This is a genomic window from Nocardia sp. NPDC051981 (assembly GCF_040680715.1).
Lineage (GTDB): Bacteria > Actinomycetota > Actinomycetes > Mycobacteriales > Mycobacteriaceae > Nocardia.
Genome location: NZ_JBFAXK010000007.1, coordinates 55,644 through 80,710 on the forward strand (window position 1 = coordinate 55,644; position 25,067 = coordinate 80,710).

The 25,067-nt window shown below is 69.0% G+C and carries 27 protein-coding genes and 1 pseudogene; 18 read left to right on the forward strand and 10 right to left on the reverse strand.

The annotated features are described in order from the left end of the window. Positions 1-5: 5 nt before the first annotated feature. Genes AB0L60_RS15425 through AB0L60_RS15435 form a run of 3 tightly spaced genes read right to left on the reverse strand, consistent with a single transcriptional unit; the run spans position 6 to position 4,232 of the window. On the reverse strand, positions 6-2,162 hold the full coding sequence (locus AB0L60_RS15425; protein WP_364613289.1) for an MMPL family transporter: 2,157 nt from the start codon (positions 2,160-2,162) through the stop codon (positions 6-8). 19 nt (positions 2,163-2,181) lie between these two features. Beyond that, positions 2,182-3,816 carry an MFS transporter gene (locus AB0L60_RS15430; RefSeq protein WP_364613292.1) on the reverse strand — a complete coding sequence of 545 codons (1,635 nt, stop codon included), beginning with the start codon at positions 3,814-3,816 and terminating at the stop codon, positions 2,182-2,184. Between the two features lie 17 nt (positions 3,817-3,833). Continuing rightward, positions 3,834-4,232, reverse strand: a complete 399-nt coding sequence (locus tag AB0L60_RS15435; protein ID WP_354835163.1) for a VOC family protein — start codon at positions 4,230-4,232, stop codon at positions 3,834-3,836. Between the two features lie 243 nt (positions 4,233-4,475). Here AB0L60_RS15435 and AB0L60_RS15440 point away from each other — a divergent pair, with 243 nt between their 5' ends. Together AB0L60_RS15440 and AB0L60_RS15445 are read left to right on the forward strand one after the other, a co-directional pair. Continuing rightward, positions 4,476-5,375, forward strand: coding sequence for a LysR family transcriptional regulator (locus AB0L60_RS15440; protein WP_364613296.1), 900 nt, complete (start codon positions 4,476-4,478; stop codon positions 5,373-5,375). 47 nt (positions 5,376-5,422) lie between these two features. Beyond that, a complete protein-coding gene (locus AB0L60_RS15445) occupies positions 5,423-5,857 on the forward strand; it encodes a cupin (protein WP_354835167.1) in 435 nt (144 codons plus the stop codon). Positions 5,858-5,943: 86 nt separating this feature from the next. Here AB0L60_RS15445 and AB0L60_RS15450 read toward each other — a convergent pair whose 3' ends face one another. The 3 genes from AB0L60_RS15450 to AB0L60_RS15460 are packed head-to-tail and all read right to left on the reverse strand — an operon-like array spanning position 5,944 to position 9,535. Then, positions 5,944-7,206, reverse strand: coding sequence for a glycosyltransferase family 4 protein (locus AB0L60_RS15450; RefSeq protein WP_364613300.1), 1,263 nt, complete (start codon positions 7,204-7,206; stop codon positions 5,944-5,946). Next, positions 7,203-8,756: a glycoside hydrolase family 57 protein gene (locus AB0L60_RS15455; protein ID WP_364613303.1), complete on the reverse strand. Its 1,554-nt coding sequence runs from the start codon at positions 8,754-8,756 to the stop codon at positions 7,203-7,205. Before AB0L60_RS15455 ends, AB0L60_RS15450 begins: the two co-directional genes overlap by 4 nt. Next, positions 8,753-9,535 carry a methyltransferase domain-containing protein gene (locus AB0L60_RS15460; protein WP_364613306.1) on the reverse strand — a complete coding sequence of 261 codons (783 nt, stop codon included), beginning with the start codon at positions 9,533-9,535 and terminating at the stop codon, positions 8,753-8,755. The genes AB0L60_RS15455 and AB0L60_RS15460 overlap by 4 nt, the downstream gene beginning before the upstream one ends. A 191-nt stretch (positions 9,536-9,726) precedes the next feature. Between AB0L60_RS15460 and AB0L60_RS15465 the strand changes: the two genes are divergently transcribed. The 3 genes from AB0L60_RS15465 to AB0L60_RS15475 all read left to right on the forward strand — a co-directional run bounded on the left by AB0L60_RS15465 (position 9,727) and on the right by AB0L60_RS15475 (position 12,355). Beyond that, on the forward strand, positions 9,727-10,512 hold the full coding sequence (locus tag AB0L60_RS15465) for an electron transfer flavoprotein subunit beta/FixA family protein (RefSeq protein WP_326309084.1): 786 nt from the start codon (positions 9,727-9,729) through the stop codon (positions 10,510-10,512). Positions 10,513-10,548: 36 nt separating this feature from the next. Next, positions 10,549-11,508, forward strand: coding sequence for an electron transfer flavoprotein subunit alpha/FixB family protein (locus AB0L60_RS15470; RefSeq protein WP_364613310.1), 960 nt, complete (start codon positions 10,549-10,551; stop codon positions 11,506-11,508). A gap of 247 nt (positions 11,509-11,755) precedes the next feature. Then, positions 11,756-12,355, forward strand: coding sequence for a hypothetical protein (locus AB0L60_RS15475; protein WP_364613313.1), 600 nt, complete (start codon positions 11,756-11,758; stop codon positions 12,353-12,355). A 34-nt stretch (positions 12,356-12,389) separates the two neighbouring features. Here the strand turns inward: AB0L60_RS15475 and AB0L60_RS15480 are convergent. The 3 genes and pseudogenes from AB0L60_RS15480 to AB0L60_RS15490 all read right to left on the reverse strand — a co-directional run. After that, positions 12,390-12,491 (reverse strand): annotated as a pseudogene (locus AB0L60_RS15480) (FAD-dependent monooxygenase); the annotation flags it as partial. A 360-nt stretch (positions 12,492-12,851) separates the two neighbouring features. Then, positions 12,852-13,292: a DUF1707 domain-containing protein gene (locus AB0L60_RS15485; protein WP_364613316.1), complete on the reverse strand. Its 441-nt coding sequence runs from the start codon at positions 13,290-13,292 to the stop codon at positions 12,852-12,854. A gap of 69 nt (positions 13,293-13,361) precedes the next feature. Continuing rightward, positions 13,362-13,952, reverse strand: coding sequence for a TetR/AcrR family transcriptional regulator (locus tag AB0L60_RS15490; protein ID WP_364613319.1), 591 nt, complete (start codon positions 13,950-13,952; stop codon positions 13,362-13,364). A 76-nt stretch (positions 13,953-14,028) separates the two neighbouring features. Here AB0L60_RS15490 and AB0L60_RS15495 point away from each other — a divergent pair, with 76 nt between their 5' ends. Together AB0L60_RS15495 and AB0L60_RS15500 are read left to right on the forward strand one after the other, a co-directional pair. After that, complete coding sequence (locus AB0L60_RS15495) at positions 14,029-14,814, forward strand: SDR family oxidoreductase (protein WP_364613322.1); 786 nt, start codon at positions 14,029-14,031, stop codon at positions 14,812-14,814. Continuing rightward, entirely contained in the window at positions 14,811-15,302 is a 492-nt protein-coding gene (locus AB0L60_RS15500; protein ID WP_354835185.1) for an SRPBCC family protein, read from the forward strand. Before AB0L60_RS15495 ends, AB0L60_RS15500 begins: the two co-directional genes overlap by 4 nt. 10 nt (positions 15,303-15,312) lie before the next feature. On the opposite strand, the gene AB0L60_RS15505 is transcribed toward AB0L60_RS15500, so the two are convergent. Continuing rightward, complete coding sequence (locus AB0L60_RS15505) at positions 15,313-16,173, reverse strand: LysR family transcriptional regulator (RefSeq protein WP_364613979.1); 861 nt, start codon at positions 16,171-16,173, stop codon at positions 15,313-15,315. Positions 16,174-16,285: 112 nt separating this feature from the next. Here AB0L60_RS15505 and AB0L60_RS15510 point away from each other — a divergent pair, with 112 nt between their 5' ends. The 11 genes from AB0L60_RS15510 (at position 16,286) to AB0L60_RS15560 (ending at position 25,058) form a co-directional block, all read left to right on the forward strand. Further along, positions 16,286-17,581: an NAD(P)/FAD-dependent oxidoreductase gene (locus AB0L60_RS15510; RefSeq protein WP_364613326.1), complete on the forward strand. Its 1,296-nt coding sequence runs from the start codon at positions 16,286-16,288 to the stop codon at positions 17,579-17,581. Between the two features lie 25 nt (positions 17,582-17,606). After that, on the forward strand, positions 17,607-17,777 hold the full coding sequence (locus AB0L60_RS15515) for a hypothetical protein (RefSeq protein WP_364613329.1): 171 nt from the start codon (positions 17,607-17,609) through the stop codon (positions 17,775-17,777). An 83-nt stretch (positions 17,778-17,860) separates the two neighbouring features. Next, positions 17,861-18,052, forward strand: coding sequence for a hypothetical protein (locus AB0L60_RS15520; protein WP_364613332.1), 192 nt, complete (start codon positions 17,861-17,863; stop codon positions 18,050-18,052). Between the two features lie 28 nt (positions 18,053-18,080). Beyond that, the gene (locus tag AB0L60_RS15525; protein WP_364613335.1) at positions 18,081-18,770 is read left to right on the forward strand and encodes an SDR family oxidoreductase; all 690 of its coding nucleotides are present in this window, start codon (positions 18,081-18,083) and stop codon (positions 18,768-18,770) included. Further along, positions 18,767-19,972, forward strand: a complete 1,206-nt coding sequence (locus tag AB0L60_RS15530; protein WP_364613338.1) for an S-adenosylmethionine:tRNA ribosyltransferase-isomerase — start codon at positions 18,767-18,769, stop codon at positions 19,970-19,972. Before AB0L60_RS15525 ends, AB0L60_RS15530 begins: the two co-directional genes overlap by 4 nt. Positions 19,973-20,280: 308 nt before the next feature. Then, on the forward strand, positions 20,281-21,129 hold the full coding sequence (locus tag AB0L60_RS15535) for a GNAT family N-acyltransferase (RefSeq protein ID WP_364613341.1): 849 nt from the start codon (positions 20,281-20,283) through the stop codon (positions 21,127-21,129). Between the two features lie 6 nt (positions 21,130-21,135). Continuing rightward, a complete protein-coding gene (locus AB0L60_RS15540; RefSeq protein WP_364613344.1) occupies positions 21,136-22,089 on the forward strand; it encodes a lysophospholipid acyltransferase family protein in 954 nt (317 codons plus the stop codon). A 75-nt stretch (positions 22,090-22,164) separates the two neighbouring features. Continuing rightward, positions 22,165-22,791: a glyoxalase gene (locus AB0L60_RS15545; RefSeq protein WP_364613347.1), complete on the forward strand. Its 627-nt coding sequence runs from the start codon at positions 22,165-22,167 to the stop codon at positions 22,789-22,791. A 245-nt stretch (positions 22,792-23,036) separates the two neighbouring features. Continuing rightward, positions 23,037-24,047, forward strand: a complete 1,011-nt coding sequence (locus tag AB0L60_RS15550) for a hypothetical protein (protein WP_364613350.1) — start codon at positions 23,037-23,039, stop codon at positions 24,045-24,047. Further along, positions 24,044-24,688: a class F sortase gene (locus AB0L60_RS15555; protein ID WP_364613353.1), complete on the forward strand. Its 645-nt coding sequence runs from the start codon at positions 24,044-24,046 to the stop codon at positions 24,686-24,688. Before AB0L60_RS15550 ends, AB0L60_RS15555 begins: the two co-directional genes overlap by 4 nt. A gap of 217 nt (positions 24,689-24,905) precedes the next feature. Then, positions 24,906-25,058 carry a hypothetical protein gene (locus AB0L60_RS15560; protein WP_364613356.1) on the forward strand — a complete coding sequence of 51 codons (153 nt, stop codon included), beginning with the start codon at positions 24,906-24,908 and terminating at the stop codon, positions 25,056-25,058. The last annotated feature ends 9 nt before the right edge of the window (positions 25,059-25,067 follow it).

Here is a 25,067-nt window from a genome sequence, read left to right on the forward strand (position 1 = left end):
CGGGATCAGCGGATGTAGCTGTTCTGCGTTGCCTGCCAATCGGATTGGTCGTCCAGCTCGGCCATGACATCCCGCCGGGCGCCGATCCGGCCCGGCCACCAGGCCTTGCGGCCGAGCAGGGCGGTCACCGCGGGGGTGAAGAACATGGCCATGACGAAGGCCGACAGAGCGATGCCGAAGGAGATGGCGAAGCCCATCTGCGCCAGCATCGAATTGCCCGCCAGCATCATCGAGGCGAAGGTACCGGCCAGGATGACGCCGGCCGCCGCGATGGTGGGACCGGTGTGGCGCAGGCTCAGCGCCGCCGCGGTCCGCGGATCCCGGCCCTCGGCGGCCTCTTCGCGCAGCCGGGCCACCATGAGGATGTTGTAGTCGGTGCCCAGGGCGATGACGAACATGTACATGATGATCGGCAGCGAGAAGATCAGGCCCGAATTGCCTTGGGCCCGCTGGAATACCAGCACCGCCGCGCCCAGGGTGGCGGCGAAGCCGAGGCCGACCGCGCCCATCAGGTACCAGGGTGCGACGACGCTGCGCAGCAACAGTGCGAGCACCAGGGCGATGAGGATGGCCGCCACCGGGAACACGATCTTGTAGTCGTGGTTCATCGCGGCCTTGAAGTCGACCAGCACCGAGGACATGCCGCCGACGTAGGCGCTGCTCCCGGCCGGCGCCGCCGCGTGCGCGCTGTCCCGCAGCGGCCCGCGGACCGTGGCCAGTGCGGCATCGGAGGTCGGCTCGGAGGTGAGGGTCACCTGGAATTCGGCGATCGAACCGTCGGCGGAGACCCGCGGCGCGCCCACCTGCCCGACGCCGGGCGTGGCGGTCAGCGCGGTCCGATAGGAGTCGAGCTGGGCGCCGGTCAGGGCAGCGTCCGAGTGCAGGTAGACCAGCGACGGCTGGGTGGCGCCCGCCGGCATGCCCTTGAGCAGTTCCTTGCTGTAGACGGTGGATTCGGTCGTATCGGAGGTGGATGCGGAGCTCATGTCGAAGGTCGGGTGGAAGCCGAAGGCGGCCACACCCAGGGCCACCAGCACCGCGCCCGCGGCGGCGGCGAAGACGCCCGGCCGGCGTCCCAGACCGCGGCCGAGTGCGGCGAACACCGTGCCCTTCGGCTCCTGCTGCCAGGCCTTGGACGGCCAGAACACCTTGGTGCCCAGCTTGGAGACGATGGCCGGGACCAGGGTCAGCCCCGCCAGCATGGCGACCGCGACGGCGATGGCCAGCGCCGGGCCCAGCGCGCGGAACATGCCGAGCGAGGACAGGGTCAGTGCGAGGAAGGCGATGATCACCGCACCCGCGGCGGAGGTGATGGCTTCGCCGACCCGGGTGACCGCGCTGATCATGGCGGTCTTGGGATCCTCACCGGCGCGCAGTCGCTCCCGGTAGCGGAACATCAGGAACAGGATGTAATCGGTTCCGACGCCGAACAATACGACGGTCAGCAGCGAGTTGACCGAGCTGTCCACCTTCAGGCCGAAGGCGTGGGCGACGATGGCGATCAGGCCGCCGACGGTGCTCGAGATGGCGCCGATGGTGATGACCGGCAGCAGCGCGATCACCGGGCTGCGGAAGATGACGAGCATCAGCACCAGGATCAGTACGACGGTGGCGATGCCGATGATGGCCATGCCCTTGTTGCCGGATTCGGTCTGATCCAGGGTCTGCGCCGCGGTGCCGGTGATTCCGGCCTTCAGCTCGGTGCCCGACACCTGCCCGTGCAGTGCGTCGCGCAGCTCCTTCACGGCGTCGGTCTGGGTCTTGTCGCTCGGGTCGGTGGTCTTGGTCATCTGCACCGCGATGACCTGGATCGAGCGGTTCGCCGCCGGGGGAGTCGCCTGAATTCCGGTGACGCCCTTGATATTGCGACTGCTCAGGTCGGTCGCCACCGTGGTGACGCGCGCCGCGTCGTCCGCACTGAGCGCGGCGCCGTCGGCGCGTTCCACCACGATCAGCGCCGCGGGTGTCACATCGTCGGGAAATGCCCGCTGTTGCAGTTCCATCGCCTGAATGGACTCGTAATGCGAAGGCAGGAACGAGGATTGGTCGGTGGTCGCGGTGAGCTTCGGCGCCAGCCCCACCACCGCGATGGTGGCGATGACCCAGAGGGCGATCACCTTCCACGGGTGATTGACGGCAATGCGCCCGAGTAGAGCGAACATCGGGAGGATTCCTTTCCGATCAGTACTGGTCTGCTGCTGAGTTCTGCTGGGGAAGACCCTCGCGGGCCGGGCTGATGTCGACCTGATACGCCGCTGACACGTTCGCGGCCACGGTGTCCCCGCGCTCCGGATCGGCCTCGGCGGCCGGTGTGGGCTGCCGGCCGCGCAGCACGCCCAGCGCCAGCACCGCCGCGGCCAGCACGCCCAGCGCGCTCACCCCGAAGCTGACCGACATCGCGCCCGCGAAGGCGTCGCGGGCGGTGTGCGCCAATCCGTGGTCGCCGGTGCGCGCCGCGGTGGCGAGCGCGTCGCCGAGCGAATGCCGGGCCGCCGCGGGTGCGGACTCGGGCATCTTGTGTGCGAAGACGGACGACACCAGGCTGCCCAGCACCGCGACGCCCAGCGCCGCGCCGGACTGTTGAATGGTGTCGTTGAGCGCCGACCCCACCCCGGCCTGCTCCGGCGGCACCGCGCCGGTGATGGTGGCGATGGCCGCGGGCATGGCCAGCCCGCCACCCAGTCCGAAGACGATCAGGGCGACCGAGACCATCCCGAAGCCGCTGTCCGCGTTCAGCGTCGCGAGCAGCAGCGACCCGGCCGCCATGATCAGCATGCCGATCACGGTCAGCATGCGATTGCCGACCTTGGGCCCGAGCCCCGCGCCCGCCCCGCTGGCCACCAGCGCCGCGATCGCCATGGGCAGGAAGGCGGTACCGGCCCGCAGCGGCGAATACCCGAGTCCGAACTGCAGATACTGGGTGAGGACCAGCAGTAACCCGCCATTGCCGATCTGCACCAGCGTGAGCGCCACGCTGCCGCCGGCGAAATCGCGATCGCGGAACAGCCGCAACGGCACCATCGGGTGGTCGATGCGCGATTCCCACACCAGGAACGCGACCAGGCTGCCGATCGTGACCAGCAGCGCGAGGAACGTACCGGTGGAATGCAGTCCGTCCGCGGGCAATTCGGTGATCGTCCAGACCAGCGCGACCATGCCGATGGCGGACAGCACCGCGCCGAGCGGGTCGGGTCGCCGCCACGGGCCGCGTGATTCGGGCACCAGTGTCACCACCGCGACCAGGGCGACGATCACGATCGGGATATTGATGAGAAAGACCGCGCCCCACCAGAATTGGTCGATGAGCAGGCCGCCGAGGACCGGGCTGCCGATCAGCCCGAGCATGCTCACGCCACCCAGGGCGGACATGGCCTGGTGCCGCTCCTCGGTGTCGAACAAATTGATCACGATGGACAATCCGGCGGGCATGATGAGCGCACCGCCGATGCCCATGACCACGCGGGCGGTGATCAGCTCGCCCGGACTCGCCGCCAGCGTGGCCACCGCGGAAGCCGCACCGAACAGCACCAGGCCGATGGTCAGGATCCGCTTGCGCCCGAATCGATCCGACAGACTGCCGGAGGTGAGCAGCAGCCCGGCGAACACCAGCAGGTAGGAGTCCAGGATCCACTGCATGTCCTGGGCGCTGGCGTGCAGGTCCTCGGTCAGGGCGGGCACCGCCACCGACAGCGCCATATTGTCGATGACGAGGATGATCGTGGCCAGGCAGAGCGCCACCAGAATCCACCAGCGCCGGGGATCGCGGGGAATGGTCGGGTCCGGCGTCGCTGCCGCCGGAATCTGTGTCGTATCCATCGAATTCTCTTCTCGGGTCAATCTTCTGGCGGGCAGCCGGCGGGGGGTGTCCACTCGGTCAGCTGGACGTCGACCTGGTTCGGGTCGGTGAGCCGGAGCCGCAGTAGGCCGCCGGCTTCGCGGCGCAGCGGTGTGGTGACGGGTGCGTCCTCGTCGAGCAGCCGATCCTGTTCGGCGGCGAGGTTCGGCACGTCGAAGGACAGTTCGACGCCACTGGGCCCGGGGCCCGCGGTCGCCGGGGGTCTTTCCGGATCGCGGTGCCGCAGCACGATTTCCACGTCCAGGTCGTCGCGTTCGAGGTAGGTGAAGTCCTCGTTCGTCACCGTGGCGTGGAATCCGAGATGCGTGCAGAAGAACTCGCTCGATGCCGCGGGGTCGGAGACGGTCAAGGTGATTGCCGCGCCGAGGATCTTCATGCCCCCACTCCCTCCTCTGGGTTCGGTCACCGTGTTCGGCGACAGTTCCAAGCTTCGGAGTTTCCGCAGGTGGGAACAACGACAGAGATCGAAAGGTCGGTTAAGTCAGAGGTTTACGAACGCGCCGCGGCGGGGACCGGGCGGGGCTGTGCGCCGCCCATAACAGAGCAAGCGCTCTGTTATGGGTTACACTGGCTTCGTTCATCGAATGCTGGTGAGCGGAGCTACCGAGCGGAGATCGTTGTGGAGTTGCGGGACATCGAGATCTTCGTGACCTTGGCCGAGGAACTGCATTTCGGCCGAACCGCCGAGAAGCTGCGAATCACCCCGGCCCGGGTCAGTCAGGCGATCAAGAAGCAGGAGCGGCAGGTTCAGGCCACGCTGTTCGAGCGCACGTCCCGCTCGGTCAGCCTGACACCGATCGGGCGTCAGCTGTACGAGGACCTGAAGCGGGCGCAGAGTCTGATCGACACCGGACTCACCCGCGCCCGCGCCGCGAGCCGCAGCGTGCAGGGCACGCTGCGGGTGGCCGTCATGAGCATCCTGGGCCTGTACCTGCGCCCCGTCATCGAGGCCTTCAACGTCCGATACCCCGACTGCGCAATCGAATTGGTCGACTTCCCGCACAGTGAACCGTTCACCGCCTTGCGCGCCAAGGAGGTCGACCTCGGCCTGATCTGGCTGCCCGTCCGGGAGCCGGACCTCACCGTCGGACCGGTGCTGATGACCGAGGGGCGGGTCCTGGCCACCACGACCACCTCCGAACTCGCCGCCCGCGCCTCGCTCACGATGGAAGACCTCGCCGAATGTGTCTTCCCGAGTCTGGGCAATGTCCCGAAGTACTGGGCCGAAGGCATGCTGCCCGCCACCACGCCCAGCGGCGTCCCGATCGCCCGCGGCCCCGAAGCGGCGTCCTTCTTCGAGATCCTTCCTTTGATCATGTCCGGCGCCGTCGTCTCCCCGATGAACGCCCACGTCGCCTGGACCTATACCCCGCCGAACATCGCCTATGTCCCGATCGTCGACGCGCCCCTCACGGAATGGGCGCTGGTCTGGCTGACCGCCGCCGAGAACGCCGCCGTCCGCGCCTTCGTCGACACCGCCCGCGACCTGGGTATTCGTCCGATCGTCAAGGAGAACTGAACCGCGCATCGGCTGCGGTGCGGGCCCGTGCGCGCTACCGTGGCCGGGTGACTGTCGGTTTTCGAGCTGTGCTGACCGGTCTGGCGTCCTGCGCGCTGGTGGCCTCGCTCGCCGCGACCGCGCAGGCGACGCCCTCCGACGGGGTCACCGGGGTGATCATCTCGCGGACCACCATCGGCGACACCGACTACATCCTGCGTGAAATCACCATTGCGCCAGGCGGTTCCACCGGCTGGCACTACCACGATGGGACGCTGTACGCGGTGCTGCGACAGGGGCAGCTGAGTCATTACGACTCGGATTGCGCGGTGGATCAGGTCGGCGGGGCGGGGACCGCATTCGTGGAGCGGGCCGGGTCGGGCAATGTGCATCTGGAACGTAATCTGGGCGCCGAGGCGCAGATTCTGGATGTGCTTTATGTCCTGCCCGCGGGGAGTCCCCTGTCGGAGAATGCTCCGAATCCGGGCTGTCCGTTCAACTGACCGGCGTGGCAAGGAAACGCCTCGAATTAGAACTCGTTCCAATTCGAGGCGCAGACGTGTCCGGGGGAGAATCCGACCGGCGCCGCTCAGTACGGCTGGTTCGGATCCCGTTCGGGCAGTGGACGTTCCGAGATGACCGGGCGGCCGACCGGGTTGCGGACCCGGCGCTTGGCGCCCTGGTAGACCAGCGCGGTCTCCTGCGCCACCACGTCCCACGCGAAGTCGGCGGTGAGCCGCTCGCGGGCGGCCCAGGCGCGCTCCTGTGCGGCGGTCGCGTCGTCGAGGACCGAGATGACCGCTTCCGCAACGCCGTTCACGTCGGCCGGTTCGAAGGACGCGCCGGTGACGCCATCGGTGACCAGGTCGCCGAGCCCGCCCGCGGTGGAGGTGATCAGCGGGGTACCCGCCGCCGCCGCCTCCAGCGCCACGATGCCGAACGGCTCGTAGCGGCTGGGCAGCACGATGGCGTCGGCGCTGTGCAGCCAGCCGAGCAGATCGGTGTGGTCGAGCTTGCCGACGAAGCTGACCGCGCGCGAGACGCGATGCGCGCGGGCCCGCTCACGCAGCCAATCGAACTGGGTGCCGATACCGGCGACGGTGAGGGTGGTACCGGGGTGCGCCTTGCGGATACGCGGCAGGGCCGCGATGGCGTCCTGGATGCCCTTCTCGTATTCGAGGCGGCCGACATACAGCAGTCGCGCCGGCCCGGAGCGCGGCGCGCGCTCGCGGAAGGTCCACGCGCCCACGTCGATACCGTTGCGGATCACCGTCATCGGCACCTTCTCGGCGCCGTAGAGCCGGTGCACCTCGTCCTTCATCGACTCCGAACACGTGATCAGCGCGTCGGATTCGTGCGCCAGCCACCACTCCACCGAGTGCACCTGCCGGTTCACCCGTCCCGAGACCCAGCCACTGTGGCGGCCCGCCTCGGTGGCGTGAATGGTCGAGACCAGCGGCACGTCGTAGTACTCGGCCAGGGTGATCGCAGGGTGCGCGACCAGCCAGTCGTGGGCGTGCACCACATCGGGCGTCCAGCCCTCGCCGATGCCCGGCTTGTTCAATGCGATCCCGGCCCGCACCATGGCGTGGCCCATGGCCAGCGTCCAGGCCAGCATGTCCTCGCCGAAATCGAAGGCCGGCGGATCCTCGGCGACCGCCACCACCAGCACGCCCTCCTCGATGAAGGAGTGCGTCGGGTGGGTGGTGGCGTCGGTGCCCATCGGACGGCGCGCCAGCACGACGACTTCGTGCCCGGCGGCGGCCAGTTCGACGGCGAGGTGATGCACGTGGCGGCCCAGCCCACCGACTACGACGGGTGGGTACTCCCACGACACCATCAAGATCTTCATGCGGGTCCTTCTGAAGCGGGGCCGAGCCTGCGCGCATCGAGCGCGGGGAAGAGTCCGTCGGCCGCGTACCATCCTGCCGCCAACTGCCCCGCTTTGGCGAGTTGCCCGGCCGCCACCGCCGCGGCGATCTCGCGCACGGCGTGGGCGTGCTCATGGGCGCGGTCACGCGCGTATCCCGCCGCGGAATCCTTGGACACCATGAACGCCCAGTCGCTGGAGACGGCGAGGATCGCCTCCCGCAGCAGCTGGTCGGCAACCGTGTCGCGGAGCCCGAATCGGTCGTTGTGCATCGATCCGGCGTCCACCCGCATCTTGTCGAGGGTGTCCAGGGCCAGCCGCACCACCTCGGCGTTGAGCTCGACCAGATCGGCGACCTGGTCCCCGGCCCACACCCGCCAGTCCTTGCCCGAACCCCAGGAGGAATCGGCCAATTCGACGCGTTCGCCCACGTAGCCACGGGCCCGCGCGTCGGCGAGGGTGCCGACGGTGACCCCCGCCTCGGGCAGTGCGCGCAGCACCTGTTCGAGCCACTGCGGGCCCTCATGCCACCAGTGCCCGAACAGTTCGGTGTCGAACGCGGCCACCACCAGGGCCGGGCGACCGATCCGTTCCGACTCCGAGATCAGCCGCTCCCGCACGGTCGCCACGAAGTCCGCGACGTCCTTCTCGATGGCCGCGGCGGCGAGTTCGGGATCGTAGGGGGCCTTGTCGGGGCCCGCGACGGTCTTGCCGGTGACGCGCGCCGGCTTCAGTCCGGTGGCGTGATCGTAGTGATGGAAATCACGGTAGAAGGGCTGCCCCGGGTACCCGGATTTCGGTGACCACACCCGGTAGCTGACCGTCAGGTCGCGGCCGAAGGCCACCACATCCGAATCCCACACCGGCCGCCCGAGTGTGGTGTCGCCGCGCAGCGCGGGACCATCCACCATGAAGTGCGAGATGCCGACCTTGTCGTAGGTCCGTTCCATCCCGGGCGTGAACCCGCACTCGGGGGCCCAGATGCCGGAGGGCGTGTGCCCCCATCGGGCCCGCGCGTCCGCCAGCCCCTCGGTCAGTTCGTATTCGCGCAGCCGCGGATCCAGCAGCGGCTGGAACGGATGCGACAGCGGCCCGCCCAGCAATTCGATGGCCTCGGCGTCGATGAGCTCGCGCCACACCGGCGAGGCCCCGTGCATCCAGCGCGTCTCGAAATCGTCGAGAGCCGTTGCGGCGAGCCGGTGTTCGTGCCCGCCGAGCGCGGTATTGCCCGCCATGGACGCCTCGTCGGCGCGCAGCCGCCAGTTGCCCAGCCAGTGGTGCATGCCCTTCAGGCAGTGCGGATCATCCAGCTGCGCCGCCAGCACCGGCGTGATCCCCAGGCTGATCAGGTGCGAACGGCCCTCGGCCGCAAGGGTTCTCAGCACCTTCGCCACGGGCAGGTAGGACGCCGCCCACGACTGGTACAGCCACTCCTCGCCGACCGGCCAGCGCCCGTGATGGGCCAGCCACGGCAGATGTGAGTGCAGGACCAACGTGAACTGGCCTGGCACCGCGGAAAGCTGGTCCGTCACGGCTTCACCGCGATGGCCAGCAGATCCAGGCTGGCGTCGACATCCCGCTCGGTGTCGGCGATCAGTTCGAAATCGTCGATGCGCACGGCGGCCACGTCCGCCGCCAGCTCCGCCGGCCACGGCTCGCCCGCGAGCGCCCGCTCGATCTGCGCGTCGATGATCGACCCGCCCCACTTCGCGTCCAGCGCTACGAGTTCGGGCCCGTGGAAGATGCCCGCCATCAGTTCCACCGTGAAACCGGCCTCGACGAGAAGTTCGGTCATCTCGGCGGCATTCAGCTCACGCGTGTGGAAAGGGTTGAGCGGCGTATCGCGCCCGGGGGAGAAGGTGATCCGGTTGGGGGTGGAGATCAACAGCCTGCCGCCGGGCCGCAGCACCCGCAGGCATTCGCGCAGGAACTGCGCCTGGTCCCAAAGGTGCTCGATCACTTGGAAGTTCACCACGATGTCGACCGAGGCGTCGTCGAGCGGCAGCGTGGCCAGATTGCCCTGCACCATCCGCACCCGCGGGTACTTGGCGCGCACGTGCGCGACCGCGCTGTCGTCGTAGTCCAGGCCGGTGACCTGCGCGGCGACGTCGGCGATCATATTGGCGCCGTAGCCTTCTCCGCTGCCGGCCTCGAGCACGACCTTGCCAGCGCAGTGCTCCAGCATGCGCACATAGGCGATCTCGTGCCGCCGGAACCAGTAGTTCTCCTCGGCGATGCCGGGCACCGTCCGCTCACCGGTCAAAGGCAAGGGATCGGTGGGGTTTTCAACAGGACTCACGGCCTCGCTCATTGCTCCGACGTTAGCGGTTGTCCATATCACACCCGCGACCGGATCAGCCGATGCAGAAAGTCACACGTTAAGTTACCCACGAGTAACTTAACGTAGGGTAATCTCCCGGACGAGCTACTTGTGGACGTACGTGACGAACTCGTGCGACCGCCATACCCAGTGCCACCAGAACAGGAGGTCGACGAAGACCAATGCCGAACATCGTCGTACTGATCAAGCAGGTTCCCGACACCTGGTCCGAGCGCAAGCTGACCAGCGGTGACTACACCCTCGACCGCGAGGCCGCCGACGCCATCCTCGATGAGATCAACGAGCGCGCCGTCGAGGAGGCGCTGTTGATCAAGGAGGCGCAGGGCGGCGAGGTCACCGTGCTGGCCGCAGGCCCCGATCGGGCCACCGAGGCCATCCGCAAGGCGCTGTCCATGGGCGCGGACAAGGCAATCCACATCAACGACCCGGCCATCCACGGCTCCGACGCCGTGCAGACCGCCTACATCCTGGCCGCGGCGCTGGGCCAGATCGAGGGCATTGAGCTGGTCATCGCGGGCAACGAGGCCACCGACGGTCGCGCCGGCGCCGTTCCGGCCATCATCGCCGAGTACCTGGGCCTGCCGCAGCTGACCCACCTGCGCAAGCTGACCGTCGACGGTGAGCGCATCGCCGGCGAGCGGGAGACCGACGAGGGCGTGTTCAAGCTCGAGGCCACTCTTCCGGCCATCGTCTCGGTCACCGAGAAGATCAACGAGCCGCGCTTCCCGTCCTTCAAGGGCATCATGGCCGCCAAGAAGAAGGAAGTTCAGACCTTCACCCTGGCGGATCTGGGCGTCGACCCGGAGACCGTGGGCGTTGCGAACGCCGGCACCCAGGTGACCGGTGTGACCCCGAAGCCGGCGCGCACGGCGGGCGAGAAGATCGTCGACGAGGGCGAGGGCGGCAACCAGATCGCCACCTACCTGGTCGGCCAGAAGATCATCTAAAGCCCCCGAGCCCAACGACTTTCAGGAGATAGAAAAATGGCAGAAGTTCTGGTGCTCGTGGAGCACGCTGACGGTGCGCCCAAGAAGGTGACCACCGAACTCCTCACCGCCGCCCGCTCGCTCGGCACCCCGGCCGCCGTCGTGGTCGGCCCGGCCGGCACCGCCGACAAGCTGGGTGACGCCCTGGCCGCCGCCGGCGCCGAGAAGATCTACGTCGCCGAGGGCGACGACGCCGAGGGCTTCCTCGTCACCCCGAAGGTCGACGTGCTCGCCGGCCTGTCCGAGTCCGCCGCCCCGGCCGCGATCCTGGTCGCCGCCACCGCGGAGGGCAAGGAGGTGTCGGGTCGCCTGGCCGCCCGCATCGGTTCCGGTCTGCTCATCGACGCCATCGCCGTGAACGGTGACGGTTCGGTGCAGCACTCCATCTTCGGTGGCGCGTTCACCGTGGACGCCAAGGCCACCGGCGATGTTCCGGTGATCTCGGTGCGCCCGGGTGCCATCGAGGCCGCCCCGCAGGCCGCCGCCGGCGAGAAGGTCGCCGTCGAGCTGCCCGCGCAGGAAGAGGGCGTCGTCAAGGTCGTCTCGCGTGAGCCGATCGTGGGCGGCGACCGCCCCGAGCTCACCGAGGCCGCGATCGTGGTCTCCGGTGGCCGTGGTGTCGGTTCGGCCGACAACTTCGGCAAGGTCGTCGAGCCGCTGGCCGACGCCCTCGGTGCCGCCGTCGGTGCGTCCCGTGCCGCCGTCGACTCCGGCTACTACCCGGGCCAGTTCCAGGTCGGTCAGACCGGTAAGACGGTCTCCCCGCAGCTGTACATCGCCCTCGGCATCTCCGGCGCCATCCAGCACCGCGCCGGCATGCAGACCTCGAAGACCATCGTGGCCGTCAACAAGGACGAAGAGGCCCCGATCTTCGAGATCTCGGACTACGGCATCGTCGGCGACCTGTTCAACGTCGCTCCGCAGCTGACCGAGGCCGTGAAGGCCCACAAGGGCTGATTCGCCCCTGGTGAAAGCACTCTGAATGTCCCCCGGTCCGAGCGGCCGGGGGACATTCGTCCGTTCGGGGGCCGGAGGTTCCGCCCTCGCCACCAAGGGGTCGGCCTGATCGGGTGAGGCGGGGCGTGCGTCGTAAAGTGGCGCGGTGCTCGGGCGATTCGTTCCTCGGCGTCGGCAGGCTGAGCCGGTTGCCTCTGAGAAGGCCGATGCGGCAGACGATGTCGATCTGACCGATATCGTTGCGGCCTTGCATTTCGATCTGGCCGAATGGCTGGGGTCGGATGCGCCGCCGAAGGTGTTCGACCGGATCTCCGGCGCGCTCGACGAGGGCTTCACCTCGGTGGTTACCACCGGGCAGACGGTGGATCGGGAGACGTTCCTGGCGGGGATCTGGTCGGCCCGGAATGCGCTGGCGGGGGCGGAGATCGAGGTCTCCGAGGTCGCGGAGATCGCCCGCAGCGGGCAGTTGATCGTGGTCCGCTTCGTCGCGGAGAACCGCATCGGTGCGGTGAAGACCGGCGGACGCACGGTGACGGCCGTCCTGGTGACGGACGGACGAACCTACCTGTGGCGCACCGTGCATGAGACGCCGGTTCCCGAAACCGCCCAGCCCATCACCACGGAGCCACCTGCTGGTGCGCCGCTCGAGCGGGCCGGAACCGTCGACGAGGAGCCGGCCGAGTGCTCGGCCGTAGAGGCGGGCGGCGATGTGGCCGTCGGGGCGGATGAGCAGAGCGGTGGTGGGGGAGAGCCCGCCGAGGTCGCGGAGGGATTGGGGGAGTTGGGATCCGGTGAGGAGGACGTGGCCGGGCCCGACCAGATCGAGAGTGGAGTGGCCGTCGGCTAGCCAGGCGTGCGGGAGACGCTCGCCGACATCCGTCGCCCACGTTCATCCCGTGCCCGCCGGTGGGCGGGATGGCATGCGCGGCGTCTCCGGCCAGCATCACGCGGCCGGACCGATAGCTGTCCGCGAGCCCGGAAGCGGGGACGAGGACGTGCGGCGAATCCTGCGCGAGCACCGAGCCCCCGAGCGCTATCGCACCGCCGAACCAGCCGGGATCCGCCCTGCGGCCGTTCGCATCGCCGACATTCTCGAGCTCACGGATCCCGCTGACGCGGCGCTACTGGATCGGGCGGCGAAGCGGTGTGGTGAGCTGACGGTGCCGGACGGGCCGCTGCCGGTGGTGAATCGGGATACCCATCTGGGGAATATCGTTGCGGCGGAACGGGAGCCGTGGCTGCTCATCGACCCGAAGGTGTATCTGGGGGAGGCGGCGTTCGATGCCGGATTCGGTTGCATCTCGCGGTTGCGACGGCGTTGGCCTGATCGCGGCGGCCGAAATCTACTGCGGCCGATACCGTTCGCGGGCCGCCCGCCGCCGCTGCGCGTCGCGCTGGACCACCATGCCGATGGAGGTGGGGATGAGCAGGGCGAGTCCCCACGGCACCGCCACCCAGATCGGCCAGAAGTAGCCCATCCCGGTGGCGACCCAGATCACCACGCACATCAGATTCACGAAAACCCACGGCGCCCAGAGGATCTTGATCCAGACCGGCACGCTGCCGCCGTCGTCGGGACGGCCCACTGGTCGCCCCGGACCCCGCGGGACCGGTAGGTCGGACATGATCGGCGCCAGTTCCCCGTAGGTCCGGGCCGAGTACACCTGCTGCAACCGTTCGTCGAATTCGTGCAGCGTGATGCGCCCCTCGCCCATGGCCACGCGTAGCCGGTCGACGATCTGTTCGCGGTCCCGGTCGGAGGCCCGCATGTTCTCCTGCCCCACGATGCCAGGGTAATTCGGTTCCGCCGGGTGTGTCGGCGGTATTCGGCCGCCGCGACTTTCGCGCGGTGGTCAGGTGTCGGCGGGCAGTCCGGCGAGGCCCGCCACCAGCGCCCGGGCGTCGGCGCGGGCGGTCGCGGCCCACGGCGCGCTCGGTTTGTGGATGCGCAGGGAGGTCACCCCGTGCACTGCGCACCAGATGCGCAGGGCGGTGGCGCGGCGGGCCTGCGGGTCGGCGCCGGGCAGCAGCCGGGCGAGCCGGTCGAGCAGATCCAGGCCGGGGCCCTCGCCCTCGGTGTCGAGCGGATCGGGCCGCTCGAACAGCAATTGGTATGCGCCCGGGTGGTTTTCGGCCCAGGTCAGGTAGGCGCCGAGCAGAGCGTCGAGCCGTTCGGCGGGGCTCGCGGCTTCCGGGTCGGCGGCGTCGAGGTCGGCGCGCAGCCGGCCGAACAGCTCGGCGATCACCGCGTAGTTCAGCGCGTCCTGGGAGGCGAAGTGCATGTAGACGGCGCTGGGTGCGACGCCGCAGGCGCGGGCGATGGCGCGCAGTGACGGCGCGGGCAGCGGCTGTGGTTCGAGCAGCAGGTCGATGGCCGCGGCGACGAGTTCGGCACGCAGCCGCTCGCCTTCGCCGCGGGTGCGGCGCTGTCGGGTACCCGGCACGAAGTCCTCCTTGACAGAGATGGCTGAACAGCTGTTAAGTATACATAGCTGAACATCTGTTCACCTAGGAGGAGAAATGACCGAGTGGTATGCGGCGACCGCGGTCGTCACCGGCGCGAGCAGCGGCATCGGCGCGGCCTTCGCCACCGCCCTGGCCGCCCGCGGCTGCGATCTGATCCTGGTGGCCCGGCGCGAGCCGCGGCTGCGGGACCTGGCGAAGGAATTGGAAGCCGCGCACGGGGTTTCGGTGCGCGTACTCGCCGCGGACCTCGCGGATCCGGTCGGGGTGGCCCGGGTCGCCGAGGTCTGCACCGATCCGCTGCATCCCGTCGGCATCCTGATCAACAACGCGGGTTTCGCCACCCACGGCGCGCTGGCCGACCATGCGGCCGCGAAGGTCCGCGAGGAGATCGCGGTGAATGTGGCCGCACTGGCTGAGCTGACCCACGCCGCACTGCCGGCCATGGTGACCCGCGATCGCGGGGTGATCGTCAATATCGCCTCGACGGCGGCCTTCCAGCCGATTCCGTTCATGGCCGTCTACGGCGCGACCAAGGCCTTCGTACTCTCCTTCACCGAGGCGCTGTGGGGCGAGCTGGAGGGGTCGGGCGTCACCGCGCTGGCGGTCTGCCCGGGCGCGACCGACACCGAATTCTTCGATGTGGCAGGCGAGGCGGCGAGTGTCGGCAGCCGGCAGACACCACAGCAGGTGGTGGCCACCGCCCTGCGGGCCCTGGATCGACGCAACCCGCCGCCGAGCATCGTGTCCGGCACCGCCAATGCGGTCTCGTCGGGTCTGCCGCGAATCCTCCCCCGCCGCACCACCATCCGCGTGACCAGGCGTCTGGTGGGGGCGAAATGATGTTCGCACTGCGCCCGAGCGAACTCGGCGATATCGACGCCATGCGCCTGCACCTGCACAGCGAGCGCACGGTGGCGGCCTCGGCGGCGCGCACCTTCGAGATCCTCGCCGCGGGGGAGGGGCAGACCGAGTGGGCGAACGGCTATCGCGCCACCACCTGGTACTCGAATGCCCGTGCCGCGGGCGCGATCCGCGATATCCACCTGCGCTGGATCACCGTGCGGGAACGCTTCCTGGCCTGGGAACCGGCCGCGCGCTTCACCTTCGGCGCGGACGCCATGTCTATTCCCCTGGCCCGCCGCATGATCGAGGACATCTCGTTCACGCCGATCGACGCCGGGCACTGCACACTGACCTGGCAGGTCCATCTGGACCCCGCCCCGGCGCTCGCTCCGGTCGAGGCGCGGTTCGTGCGCTCGATGCTGACTCCGATGTTCGAGTCCTTCGCGGCCGGTCTCGCCGAGTTCGCCGCGGCGCATCCCGGTTGAGGGTGGTGTGTCACGCGCAGTGCAGCGCCGCCAGCAGGGTGGTCACGATGGGGGAGGTGCGGCCCTCGCTGCGGGTCACGGCCGAGACCGGGATGCGCAGCGGGTGCCCCGTCAGTCGCAGGGTGGCGATGCCCTCGGTCTGGCTGTCGGCGTAGAGGATGGTCCAGGCGTCGGGCCGGTTGATGAGTTCCATGGTCGCGGTGTGGTCCGGCGGTATGGGCGGGCCGAAGACCGGCCCGGTGGGGAGGTCGGCGAAGGCGGCCCGCACCACATTGTGGAGCAGCACCTGTTCCGACTCTGGTGGGAGCAGCAGGGGATAGGCCCCCAATTCCGCGAGGGTGACATCGCCGCCGCGCATGACGAGCGGATGCGCGGTGGAGGTGGCGATGACCGGATCCTCGTCCCAGAGCTTCTCGACGGTCAGCCCCGGCTGGTCCACACTGCCCCGGATGAGAGCAAGGTCACAGTCGCCGTCGGCCACCGCCTGGATGCGCTGCCGGAAGGGCTTGATGACGAATTCGATCTCCGCGCCCGGGTGCGCCGCGCGCGCGCCCGCGATGGCGGACAGTGATCTAGTTGCAAAGCTCATATTAGCCGCCAAGCGAATGCGTGGCCCGGAGGCCCGCACAGCTGCGCGAATGGCCGATTCCAGGCTCAGCATTTGCTTCGCAAGGGGAAGTAGCCGAGTGGTCGCGTCGGTCGGGACGACCGAGCGTGTGGACCGTTCGAAGAGGTTCACGCCGAGGTCGCGTTCCAGCCGGGCGATCTGATGACTGATAGCCGACTGCGAGATGAAGCATCGGCTCGCGGCCCGGCTGAAGCTCAGCTCCTCACAGACCGCCACGAAGTAGGCCAGTTGGCGCAGCTCCACGGCATTCTCCAATTCATGATCAACGTAGATAAGAGTCATCTTGATTATGCGCCCTGACACGTGGAACAACCGCGTTCCGAATCACGGTTAGTCATGACGGAAGGGAGCAGTCATGCAACACGTGGAGGCGGGTATCGAAACCGCCGATGTCGTCATCGTCGGATCGGGCTTCGGTGGTCTCGCCGCTGCGAAGCAGTTGAACAAGTCGGGTGTCCGTTACGTCCTGATCTCGGGTACGCCCGAGCACCTCTTCCAGCCACTCCTCTATCAGGTAGCGACGGGTGTGCTGGCCTCGGACGAGATCGCGCCTCCCATGGCCAATATCCTGCGCAACCACAAGAACGGCGAGGTGCGGCTGGGTAAGGTCACCGCCATCGACGCCCCCAATGCGGTACTCACCTATGAGACATCCGAGGGTCCGCGCCGGATCCGGTACGGCAAGCTCATCGCCGCCACCGGCGCCAGCCAGTCGTACTTCGGCCGTGACGACTTCGCCGACAAGACGTTCTCGCTCAAGACCATCGACGACGCCCGCAACCTGCGCGCGCAGATCCAGCGCGTCTTCGAGCAGGCCAAGGATGCCGACCCCGAGACCCGCCGCCGGTTGCTGAGCTTCGTGGTGGTCGGCGCGGGCGCGACCGGCGTCGAGGTCGCCGGTCAGTTGAAGGAGCTCGCGAAGCGGTATTACCACCAGGAGGACACCGTCACCCTGGTGGAGGGCGCGGGCGTGGTGCTGCCGCCCTTCGGTGGCGGGCTGTCGGAATACGCCAAGGAGTCGCTGGAGCGCAGCGGCGTCGAGGTGCTGGTCGACACCTTCGTGACCGACATCGAGGACGGCAAGGTCACCGTCAAGAGCAAGGACGGCGTGGAGCGCCGGATCGCCGCCGAGACCGTGGTGTGGTCGGCGGGCGTGCAGGCCGGCGGCTTCGCCCGGGTGCTGGCCGAGGCCACCGGCTGCGAGACCGACCGCGCGGGACGCCTGCTCATCAACCCCGACTGCACCGTGGGCGGTCACGCCGACATCTTCGCCATCGGTGACATGACCTACCTCAACGGCTACCCCGGCCAGTCGCCGGTGGCCATGCAGGAGGGCCGCCACGTCGCCGACATCATCCGCGGCAAGAAGGCCGCGGCCACCCCGTTCAAGTACTGGGACAAGGGCTCGATGGCGGTGATCAGCCGCTTCAGCGCGGTCACCAAGCTGAACGACAAGGTCAAGTTCACCGGCCTCATCGCCTGGGTGGCCTGGCTCGCGGTGCACATCTACTACCTGGTCGGCTTCCGCAACCGCTTCGCAGCGGTCGTGTCGTGGCTGGTCGCCTTCATCGGCAGCGGCCGGCCCGGCTTCAACGAGGTCGAAAAGGCTCCTGCCGCAAAGACTCCGGAGAAGTCGCCGGTAGCGGCCTGACCATACCAACGCAACGAGCCGCCCGGTGCTAGCGCCGGGCGGCTCGTTCCCGTTGTGGGGCACGGTGGTTCCGCTGCTGCAGGCGCTCGGTGACAAGGGCATCACGCGCGGCTCGCTCACGGTCAAGCGTCCCAGCCTCGGCGATGTGTTCCTCACGCTCACCGGGCGTTCACTCCGGGAAGGAGACCGATCATGACATTCCTGCGCGACACCGGACTGATCTACTGGTCCCAGGTCCGGGCCAATCTGCGCAATCCGGTCTGAGTGATCATCGGCCTGATGCAGCCGATCATCTACCTGGTCCTGTTCGGCCCCCTGGTGAAGGGCATCGCCCCGTCACTGGGCCCGGGCGCTGATCCGTGGAAGATCCTCACCCCGGCGCTGGTCATCCAGATCGGTTTGTTCGGAGCATTGTTCGTCGGCTTCGGCACCGGGCGGTTCTTCGCTGCCGGCGAAAAGTTGTTGACCTGAACACAGGTTCAGGTTTCACGATGGCTGTATGCCTGAAAACACGAAAAGAGCCCTGATCACCGGGGCGTCGGCGGGCTTCGGCCGGGCGGTCGCGCTCGCGCTCGCCGAACGAGATTGGGAGCTGATTCTCGTCGCCCGCGGCGCGGATCGGCTCGACCGGGTGCGGGCCGCGACCGGCGCGCACGCCATCGCGGGGGATGTCGCCGACCCGGCGGTGCGCGAGCGCATCGCCGAGGCCGTCGGCCCCGGCCGGCTGGATCTGGTGCTCAACAATGCCAGCGCACTGGGCCCGAGCCCGCTCCCGGCCCTGGACCGCTACCCGCTGGGCGAACTCGCCACCGTCCTCGACACCAATGTGATTGCACCCCTGGCGATTCTGCAGCTCACCCTGACCGCACTCCGAGCCTCCGACGGCGTGGTGGTGGACATCAGCTCCGACGCCGCCGTCGGCGGCTACCAGGGTTGGGGCGGCTACGGCGCCTCCAAGGCCGCACTGGACCAGCTCACCAACGTGCTCGCCGCCGAGAATCCCCAGCTGCGCATCTACAGCTTCGATCCCGGCGACATGCGCACCGAGATGCACCAGGCCGCCTTCCCCGGTGAGGACATCTCCGATCGCCCCGAGCCGGAAACCGTTGTGCCCGCGCTGCTGTACCTCCTCGAGTCGCGCCCGCCGAGCGGCCGCTACCTCGCGTCCGAACTGTCGGTGGCGTCATGACCCTCGGTATGGAGGAGCTCGCGTTCACGCTGCCCGGCGAGCTGTCGGCGACCAGCCCGCCCGAGGCGCGCGGCCTGGCGCGTGACGAGGTCCGGATACTCGTCTGCGATGCCGGGACGGTCACCCACGCGCGGTTCCGGGAGCTGCCGAGATTCCTGCGCGCCGGAGACCTTGTGGTGGTGAACAATTCGGCCATGCTCAGCGCCGCGGTGGATGCGCGGTACGGCGATGCGGCCGCGGTGCTGCACTTCTCGACCTGGCTCGACGACGGGCGCTGGGTGGTCGAACTGCGCGACCCCGCGGGCGTGCCGTGGCGCGGGCGGGCGCTGAAACCCGGTGCGCGCATTACCCTTCCGGCCGGTCGCATCGCCACCGTGCGTACCCGTTGGCTGCGCGGCGGCGACCGCCTGTGGGCCGCGGACGTCGAAGCCGCGTCCGATCATGATGCCGTAGGGAATCCGACTGCCGCTGGGGTCCGTGGTGCTGCCGCTGCGGGACGCGGTGACGCCGCAAGGACCGGCAGCGCAGCAGTGGAGGACGACCGGGTGGGTGGCGGACTGGCCGAGAAGCGTGCTGACGACGGGGGCGAGAGAGCGGGGGCGGATGTGCGGGCGCTGCTGGCACGGTATGGCCGCCCGATCTCCTACTCCTACCTCACGGGTCGGTGGTCGGCCGCCTACTATCGGACGGTCTTCGGGCTCGAGCCGGGCAGTGCCGAAATGCCCAGTGCAGGGCGGCCTTTCACCGAGGCGCTGGTGACCGAGCTGGTGGCGGGCGGGGTGGGGTTCGCGCCGATCACGCTGCATACCGGGGTGTCGTCGCCGGAGTCCGGGGAGCCGCCGAGTCCGGAGCGGTTCGCGGTCCCGGAGATGACGGCGCGGCTGGTCAATGCCACGCGTGCGGCGGGCGGGCGGGTGGTGGCGGTGGGCACCACGGTCACCCGGGCGCTCGAAACCGCCACCGCCGCAGACGGTCTGGTGCGTCCGATGGCCGGTTGGACCGAGCTGGTGCTCGACGGGGATCGTCCCGCGCGGGCGGTGGACGGGCTGATCACCGGCTGGCACGGGCCGGGCGCCTCGCATCTGCGGCTGCTCGAATCCGTGGCGGGCGGGGCGGTGGTGCGGGAGGCGTATCGGGTGGCACTCGACTCCGGGTATCTCTGGCACGAATTCGGCGATTCCGCCTTGCTCTTCCGGAACTGACCCGCCGTCGTTCCGGATGTGGACCCCGGCGATGCAAGGCTTACCCGGGGAGCGTAGGCTGATTTCTTCCGCGTTGCCGACCGCTCGCGGACGCGGGTCCGGGCTCGCCGCAACGTCTTCCGGGCTCGCCGCGCGGCCTTCCAGAGCCGCCGGTACCCCACCGGGATACGAGCATTTGTCCTGGTAGAGAACGTTGCGAGGCGGTCGGATGAACTCCCGGTGTGGTCTGTGTCGCGTTCACCGGACTGGCATCGGCAGGTAATCCGGCGGTCGCTCCATCGCAGTCTGGGACTGGCTTGATCAAGCCTATGACCACCATGGCAGCGTCGAATTCCACCCTGCTGGCAGCCGCGTCGAAGCCCGCCCCGGAAGCGCCCCGCACCACCGGACGGTCCCAGTACTCCCTGGTCGTCTCCTCCGATGCCGAGCACCGCGAGGCCGCACAGCGGCTGCGCTACCAGGTGTTCGCCAATGAGCCGGGCTTCACCGTTCCCGACAACGGAACGGGCCTGGACGCCGACCGTTTCGACGACCACTGCGATCACCTGCTGGTGCGCGACGAGCTCACCGACCAGTTCGTCGGCTGCTACCGCATGCTGCCCCCGGACAAGGTGGCCGCCGCCGGTGGATACTACACCGCCACCGAATTCGACTTGGCCGCACTGGATCCCGTCGGTCATCGGATCGTGGAGATGGGCCGCGCCTGCGTGGTGCCCGATCACCGCAACGGTTCGGTGCTGACGCTGATGTGGGCGGGCATCCTGCACTACATCCAGCTCACCGGATACGACTGGGTGATGGGCTGCGTCTCGGTGCCGATGCGGATGACGCCCGAGGACGAGCCCGGCGTGAACGTGCGCGGCGTGCGCGACATGCTGCTGCGCAAGCACGCGCTGGACACGGAACGCCATGTGCGCCCGTACAACCCGGTGGTGGTGGACGGCCGCACCCTCGACGAGCTGGCAGCTCCCGCCCGCCCCAAGCTACCACCGCTGCTGAGCGGCTACCTACGCCTGGGCGCGCAGATCTGCGGCGAGCCCGCCCACGACCCGGACTTCGCGGTCGCCGACTTCGTCGCCCTGCTCGGCCTCGAGACCATCAACACCCGCTACCTGGAGCGCCTGCAGGGCGCGGCCAACAGCCTGGATGCCCGGTGATGCCCCATGATGCCCGCACTGCTCTCCCCGGAGACCGGATCTCTCTCGTGCCCGCCGGCCGAGGCCTCCGCCCACGCCTGGATGCCCCACAGTCCCTGCGGCCCTTCGTGTGTCGACGCTCCCGCTGAGGCGGGCACGCTGCGGGTGGCCGCCCGGATCGCCGGCATCGCCGGGGTCCTGCTGAGCTTCCCCATCGCGCACTACGCCACCCCGCGCCGCCGTCGCGCCGGGCTGCAGCGCCGCTATGCGCGAGCCCTGCTGGCCTGCTGCGGAATTCGCGTCCGCATCGTCGACAACCGCGCCCCCGAGGACCGTCGCGAGGGCGGTGTGCTGATCGCGGCCCGCCACATCGGCTGGACCGACATCGTGGCCCTCACCGCCGTCGAGCCCATGTCCTTCGTGGCCCGCGCCGACCTGGTCGAGTGGCCGATGCTCGGCGATGTCGCCAAGCGGGTCCGCGTCATCCCGATCGAGCGCGAACGCCTGCGGCAGCTGCCGTCGGTCATCGCCACCATGGCCGACCGCCTGCGCGCCGGCGAGCGCGTCACCTTCTTCCCCGAGGGCACCACCTGGTGCGGCCGCGCCCACGGCAGCCTGCGTCCCGCCCTGTTCCAGGCCGCCATCGACTCCGATACCCCGGTGCAGCCCATCCGCCTGCGCTACCTCGGCTGCGCCGGCGACCTGTCCACCATCCCCGGCTTCGTCGGCATCGACTCGCTAGCCGACTCGTTCCGCCGCGTCCTGCGCTCCAAGGGCGTCGTCGCCGAGATCGCCCTGCAGCCGCAGCTGCTCCCCGACGCCGACCGCCACGAGCTGGCCCGACGCTGCGAACAGACCCTCGAGGGTGACACCGTCACCCGCGCCTTCACCGACGTCATCCACGGCTCCGAGCACCTCGAGGCCGTCGGCACGGGTGCGGTCCGACGTGCGGAGACACCGCGGGCGACCGCCGGGAAGTGACTCGCCCGCGAGTGGCCCGGTACTGATCAGGAATCGAGAAGCGCTGGTCAGTGGCGCGACCGTAGCGTTGCCGGCATGACTTCCATCGAGAACATCACCCTCGGCGTCGCGGACATCGACGCCTCGGCCACCTTCTACTCCACCGCGTTCGGGCTGGACTCGCAGCTGCTGGGCTTCCGGGCCACCGAGGAGCCCAGCACCGGATTCCGCGGGTACACGCTGTCGCTGACGGTGGCCCAGCCGGCCGACGCCGACGCCTATCTGGATGCGGCGCTGGCGGCGGGTGCGACCTCGCTCGAGCCCGCGGCCAAGTCGATGTGGGGTTACGGCGGCGTCGTCCAGGCCCCGGACGGCGCGATCTGGAAGGTCGCGACCTCCTCGAAGAAGAACAGCGGTCCGGCGGCCAAGCGCTTCGACTCCATGGTGTTGCTGCTGGGTGTGGAGAACATCGGCGCGAGCAAGCGCTTCTATGTCGATCACGGGCTGCCGGTGGCCAAGAGCTTCGGGCCGATGTACGTGGAGTTCGACACCGGCTCGAGCCCGGTGAAGCTGGCCCTGTACAAGCGTCGCGCCCTGGCCAAGGACGCCGGGATCTCCTCCGAGGGCAGCGGGTCTCACCGCCTTGTGGTGGGCGGCGCTGCGACCTTCACCGATCCGGACGGATTCGCCTGGGAGACCACGCCCCAGCATGCCGCCCGCTGACTCGTCACCGTTCCACGGGCGGTTGCCCGCCTTACCGGAGTGCCGTCGGCATGGTCGGTGAAGTGGAGCAAATTAGGGGCTTCGGGTGGGGGCTCGGTGCATTAGGGGCTTGTGCAGGCGTCCAGTTTCAAACGCGCCTGAAACGGCATAGTTCTCGCGGTCAGGGGCGACTTGTCGGTAACACACCAACCCGTCTGTTCGACGGGAAGGCAACCGAACAACAACGTCTGGAAGCGAATTCGAAAATGTCGGCTAGGACATTCCCGGTCATGGTGATCGCCGCGGCCGCAGTCGCACTATGGGCGCCGCTGGCCGGCGCGGACCCGACCGCGACTACACAACCCGCCCCGGGCGCCGGCCTCGGTGTGGACGTCGGCATCGGACCCGGCGGGGTGAACGTGGGCGTCGGCGTCCAAGGCGGAGGCGGCGGCAATGCCGGTGCGTCCGTCCAGCCCAGCGCCGGCGCGAATGCCGGTGGTGGTGTGCAGGTCGGCGGTGGCGCGCAGACCGGCGGCAATGCCGGCGGTGGCGTGCAGGTCGGCGGTGGCGCGCAGACCGGCGGCAATGCCGGTGGTGGGGTGCAGGTCGGTGGCGGTACGCAGACCGGCGGAGATGCGAATGGCGGTGTGCAGGTCGGCGGCGGTACGCAGACTGGTGGCAATGCCGGTGGTGGGGTGCAGGTCGGTGGCGGTACGCAGACCGGCGGTGACGCGAATGGTGGCGTGCAGATCGGCGGCGGTACGCAGGTCGGCGGTGACGCGAATGGTGGCGTGCAGATCGGCGGTGGCACCCAGGTCGGCGGTGACGCGAATGGCGGTGTGCAGGTCGGCGGCGGTACGCAGACCGGCGGCAATGCCAACGGTGGCGTGCAGATCGGCGGCGGTACGCAGGTCGGCGGTGACGCGAATGGCGGTGTGCAGATTGGCGGCGGTACGCAGATCGGTGGCAATGCCGGTGGTGGGGTGCAGGTCGGTGGCGGTACGCAGGTCGGTGGCAATGCCGCTGGCGGAGTACAGGCCGGCGGGAACACCGCCATCGGTGGTAGCGCACTGGGTGGCATCGATCTGGTGACGGCCGGAGCCGCGGCGGCCGGTGCGGACACGGTGTACGGCATGGCGATTCCGGTCGGTGCGACCACCGGCATCCCGGGCGGCACGGCGGTCACCGATCAGGTTCCGCCGGGCGGCTACGTGATCCCCAAGGGCGCGCCCGAAACCGGCGCGGGCGGCATGGCCGCCCAGGTGAGTGCGCAGTGACCACCGTGAAGGGAAACGCCGTGGGCGCGTTGAGAATCCGTAGACCACGACGCGGTGCGCTCGTCGCCGTGGTGGCGATCATCCTGGCCCTGGTGACCGGTTGTTCGTCTTCCGGCGCGACCCATTCGGCCGCGAGCACGACCACCGCGGCCGCGTCCGCCTCCGGGGTGAAGACGGCGGCCGCGATCAGCCGGTCCACTCCGGTGTCGTTCGACATCGCCTCGATCAAGGCCTCGGGGTCGCTGATCGCGGTGGGGCTCAATGCCGATGGCTCGGTCCAGGTGCCTTCTGACTACCTGCAGGCCGGCTGGTATCAGCAGGGTCCCGCGCCGGGCGAGCAGGGCTCGGCGGTCATCCTCGGCCACGTCGACTCCTACAAGGGCACCGGCGTCTTCTTCTACCTGAAGAAGGTGAAGCCGGGCGACATGATCGACGTGAAGCGCGCGGACGGCAAGACCGCGCATTTCAAGGTCACCGATGTCCGCATGTACCTGAAATCCCAGTTTCCCGACCAGCTCGTCTTCGGTCCCCGCGGCGGCGCGACGCTGCAGGTGGTCACGTGCGGCGGCCAGTTCGACCAGGCGGCCAAGAGTTACGAGTCCAACGTGGTGGTCTTCTCGTCCCTCGATTCGGTGACCTAGCCGCGTTCGGGGCGCGCGGCGGTCCTGTGAGTCTGCTGTGGCCCTGATTGTCCGAATGTCGGCGTGTCGCGCTGTCGCGTCCGTTGATACTCGGCAATGTTGTTGGCAGAGAAGATATTTCGGTGAACCCGGGTGCGGCAGATCACGCCACACCGGACTTGCCCCTGGTGACACGGATTGGCTACGTTCCCGTGCGCACCATTCGGATCGCCCGACAGTGGAGGTGGACATGCAGACGTTTGCGCAGAACCTCGGAACGATCGGCAACGACGCGTTGTCGATCGGGCAGGGAATGCTCGTGCTGCTCACCGACATCATCGGTATGGGTGGCACCGGCTACGCCGGCGCCGGTCAGTACCCGTTCGGCTGATCGGGCAGT

What these genes read in the sequence shown, in the direction of transcription:
- AB0L60_RS15435 (WP_354835163.1), bottom strand. Translation starts at nt 4,232, where the DNA reads ATGAAGATCCTCGGCGCGGCAATCACCTTGACCGTCTCCGACCCCGCG.
- AB0L60_RS15520 (WP_364613332.1), top strand. Translation starts at nt 17,861, where the DNA reads ATGCAGCCGATCATCTACCTGGTCCTGTTCGGCCCCCTGGTGAAGGGC.
- AB0L60_RS15540 (WP_364613344.1), top strand. Translation starts at nt 21,136, where the DNA reads ATGATGCCCGCACTGCTCTCCCCGGAGACCGGATCTCTCTCGTGCCCG.
- AB0L60_RS15495 (WP_364613322.1), top strand. Translation starts at nt 14,029, where the DNA reads ATGACCGAGTGGTATGCGGCGACCGCGGTCGTCACCGGCGCGAGCAGC.
- AB0L60_RS15430 (WP_364613292.1), bottom strand. Translation starts at nt 3,816, where the DNA reads ATGGATACGACACAGATTCCGGCGGCAGCGACGCCGGACCCGACCATT.
- AB0L60_RS15525 (WP_364613335.1), top strand. Translation starts at nt 18,081, where the DNA reads ATGCCTGAAAACACGAAAAGAGCCCTGATCACCGGGGCGTCGGCGGGC.
- AB0L60_RS15550 (WP_364613350.1), top strand. Translation starts at nt 23,037, where the DNA reads ATGTCGGCTAGGACATTCCCGGTCATGGTGATCGCCGCGGCCGCAGTC.
- AB0L60_RS15510 (WP_364613326.1), top strand. Translation starts at nt 16,286, where the DNA reads ATGCAACACGTGGAGGCGGGTATCGAAACCGCCGATGTCGTCATCGTC.
- AB0L60_RS15450 (WP_364613300.1), bottom strand. Translation starts at nt 7,206, where the DNA reads ATGAAGATCTTGATGGTGTCGTGGGAGTACCCACCCGTCGTAGTCGGT.
- AB0L60_RS15465 (WP_326309084.1), top strand. Translation starts at nt 9,727, where the DNA reads ATGCCGAACATCGTCGTACTGATCAAGCAGGTTCCCGACACCTGGTCC.
- AB0L60_RS15530 (WP_364613338.1), top strand. Translation starts at nt 18,767, where the DNA reads ATGACCCTCGGTATGGAGGAGCTCGCGTTCACGCTGCCCGGCGAGCTG.
- AB0L60_RS15470 (WP_364613310.1), top strand. Translation starts at nt 10,549, where the DNA reads ATGGCAGAAGTTCTGGTGCTCGTGGAGCACGCTGACGGTGCGCCCAAG.
- AB0L60_RS15545 (WP_364613347.1), top strand. Translation starts at nt 22,165, where the DNA reads ATGACTTCCATCGAGAACATCACCCTCGGCGTCGCGGACATCGACGCC.
- AB0L60_RS15535 (WP_364613341.1), top strand. Translation starts at nt 20,281, where the DNA reads ATGACCACCATGGCAGCGTCGAATTCCACCCTGCTGGCAGCCGCGTCG.
- AB0L60_RS15425 (WP_364613289.1), bottom strand. Translation starts at nt 2,162, where the DNA reads ATGTTCGCTCTACTCGGGCGCATTGCCGTCAATCACCCGTGGAAGGTG.
- AB0L60_RS15500 (WP_354835185.1), top strand. Translation starts at nt 14,811, where the DNA reads ATGATGTTCGCACTGCGCCCGAGCGAACTCGGCGATATCGACGCCATG.
- AB0L60_RS15460 (WP_364613306.1), bottom strand. Translation starts at nt 9,535, where the DNA reads ATGAGCGAGGCCGTGAGTCCTGTTGAAAACCCCACCGATCCCTTGCCT.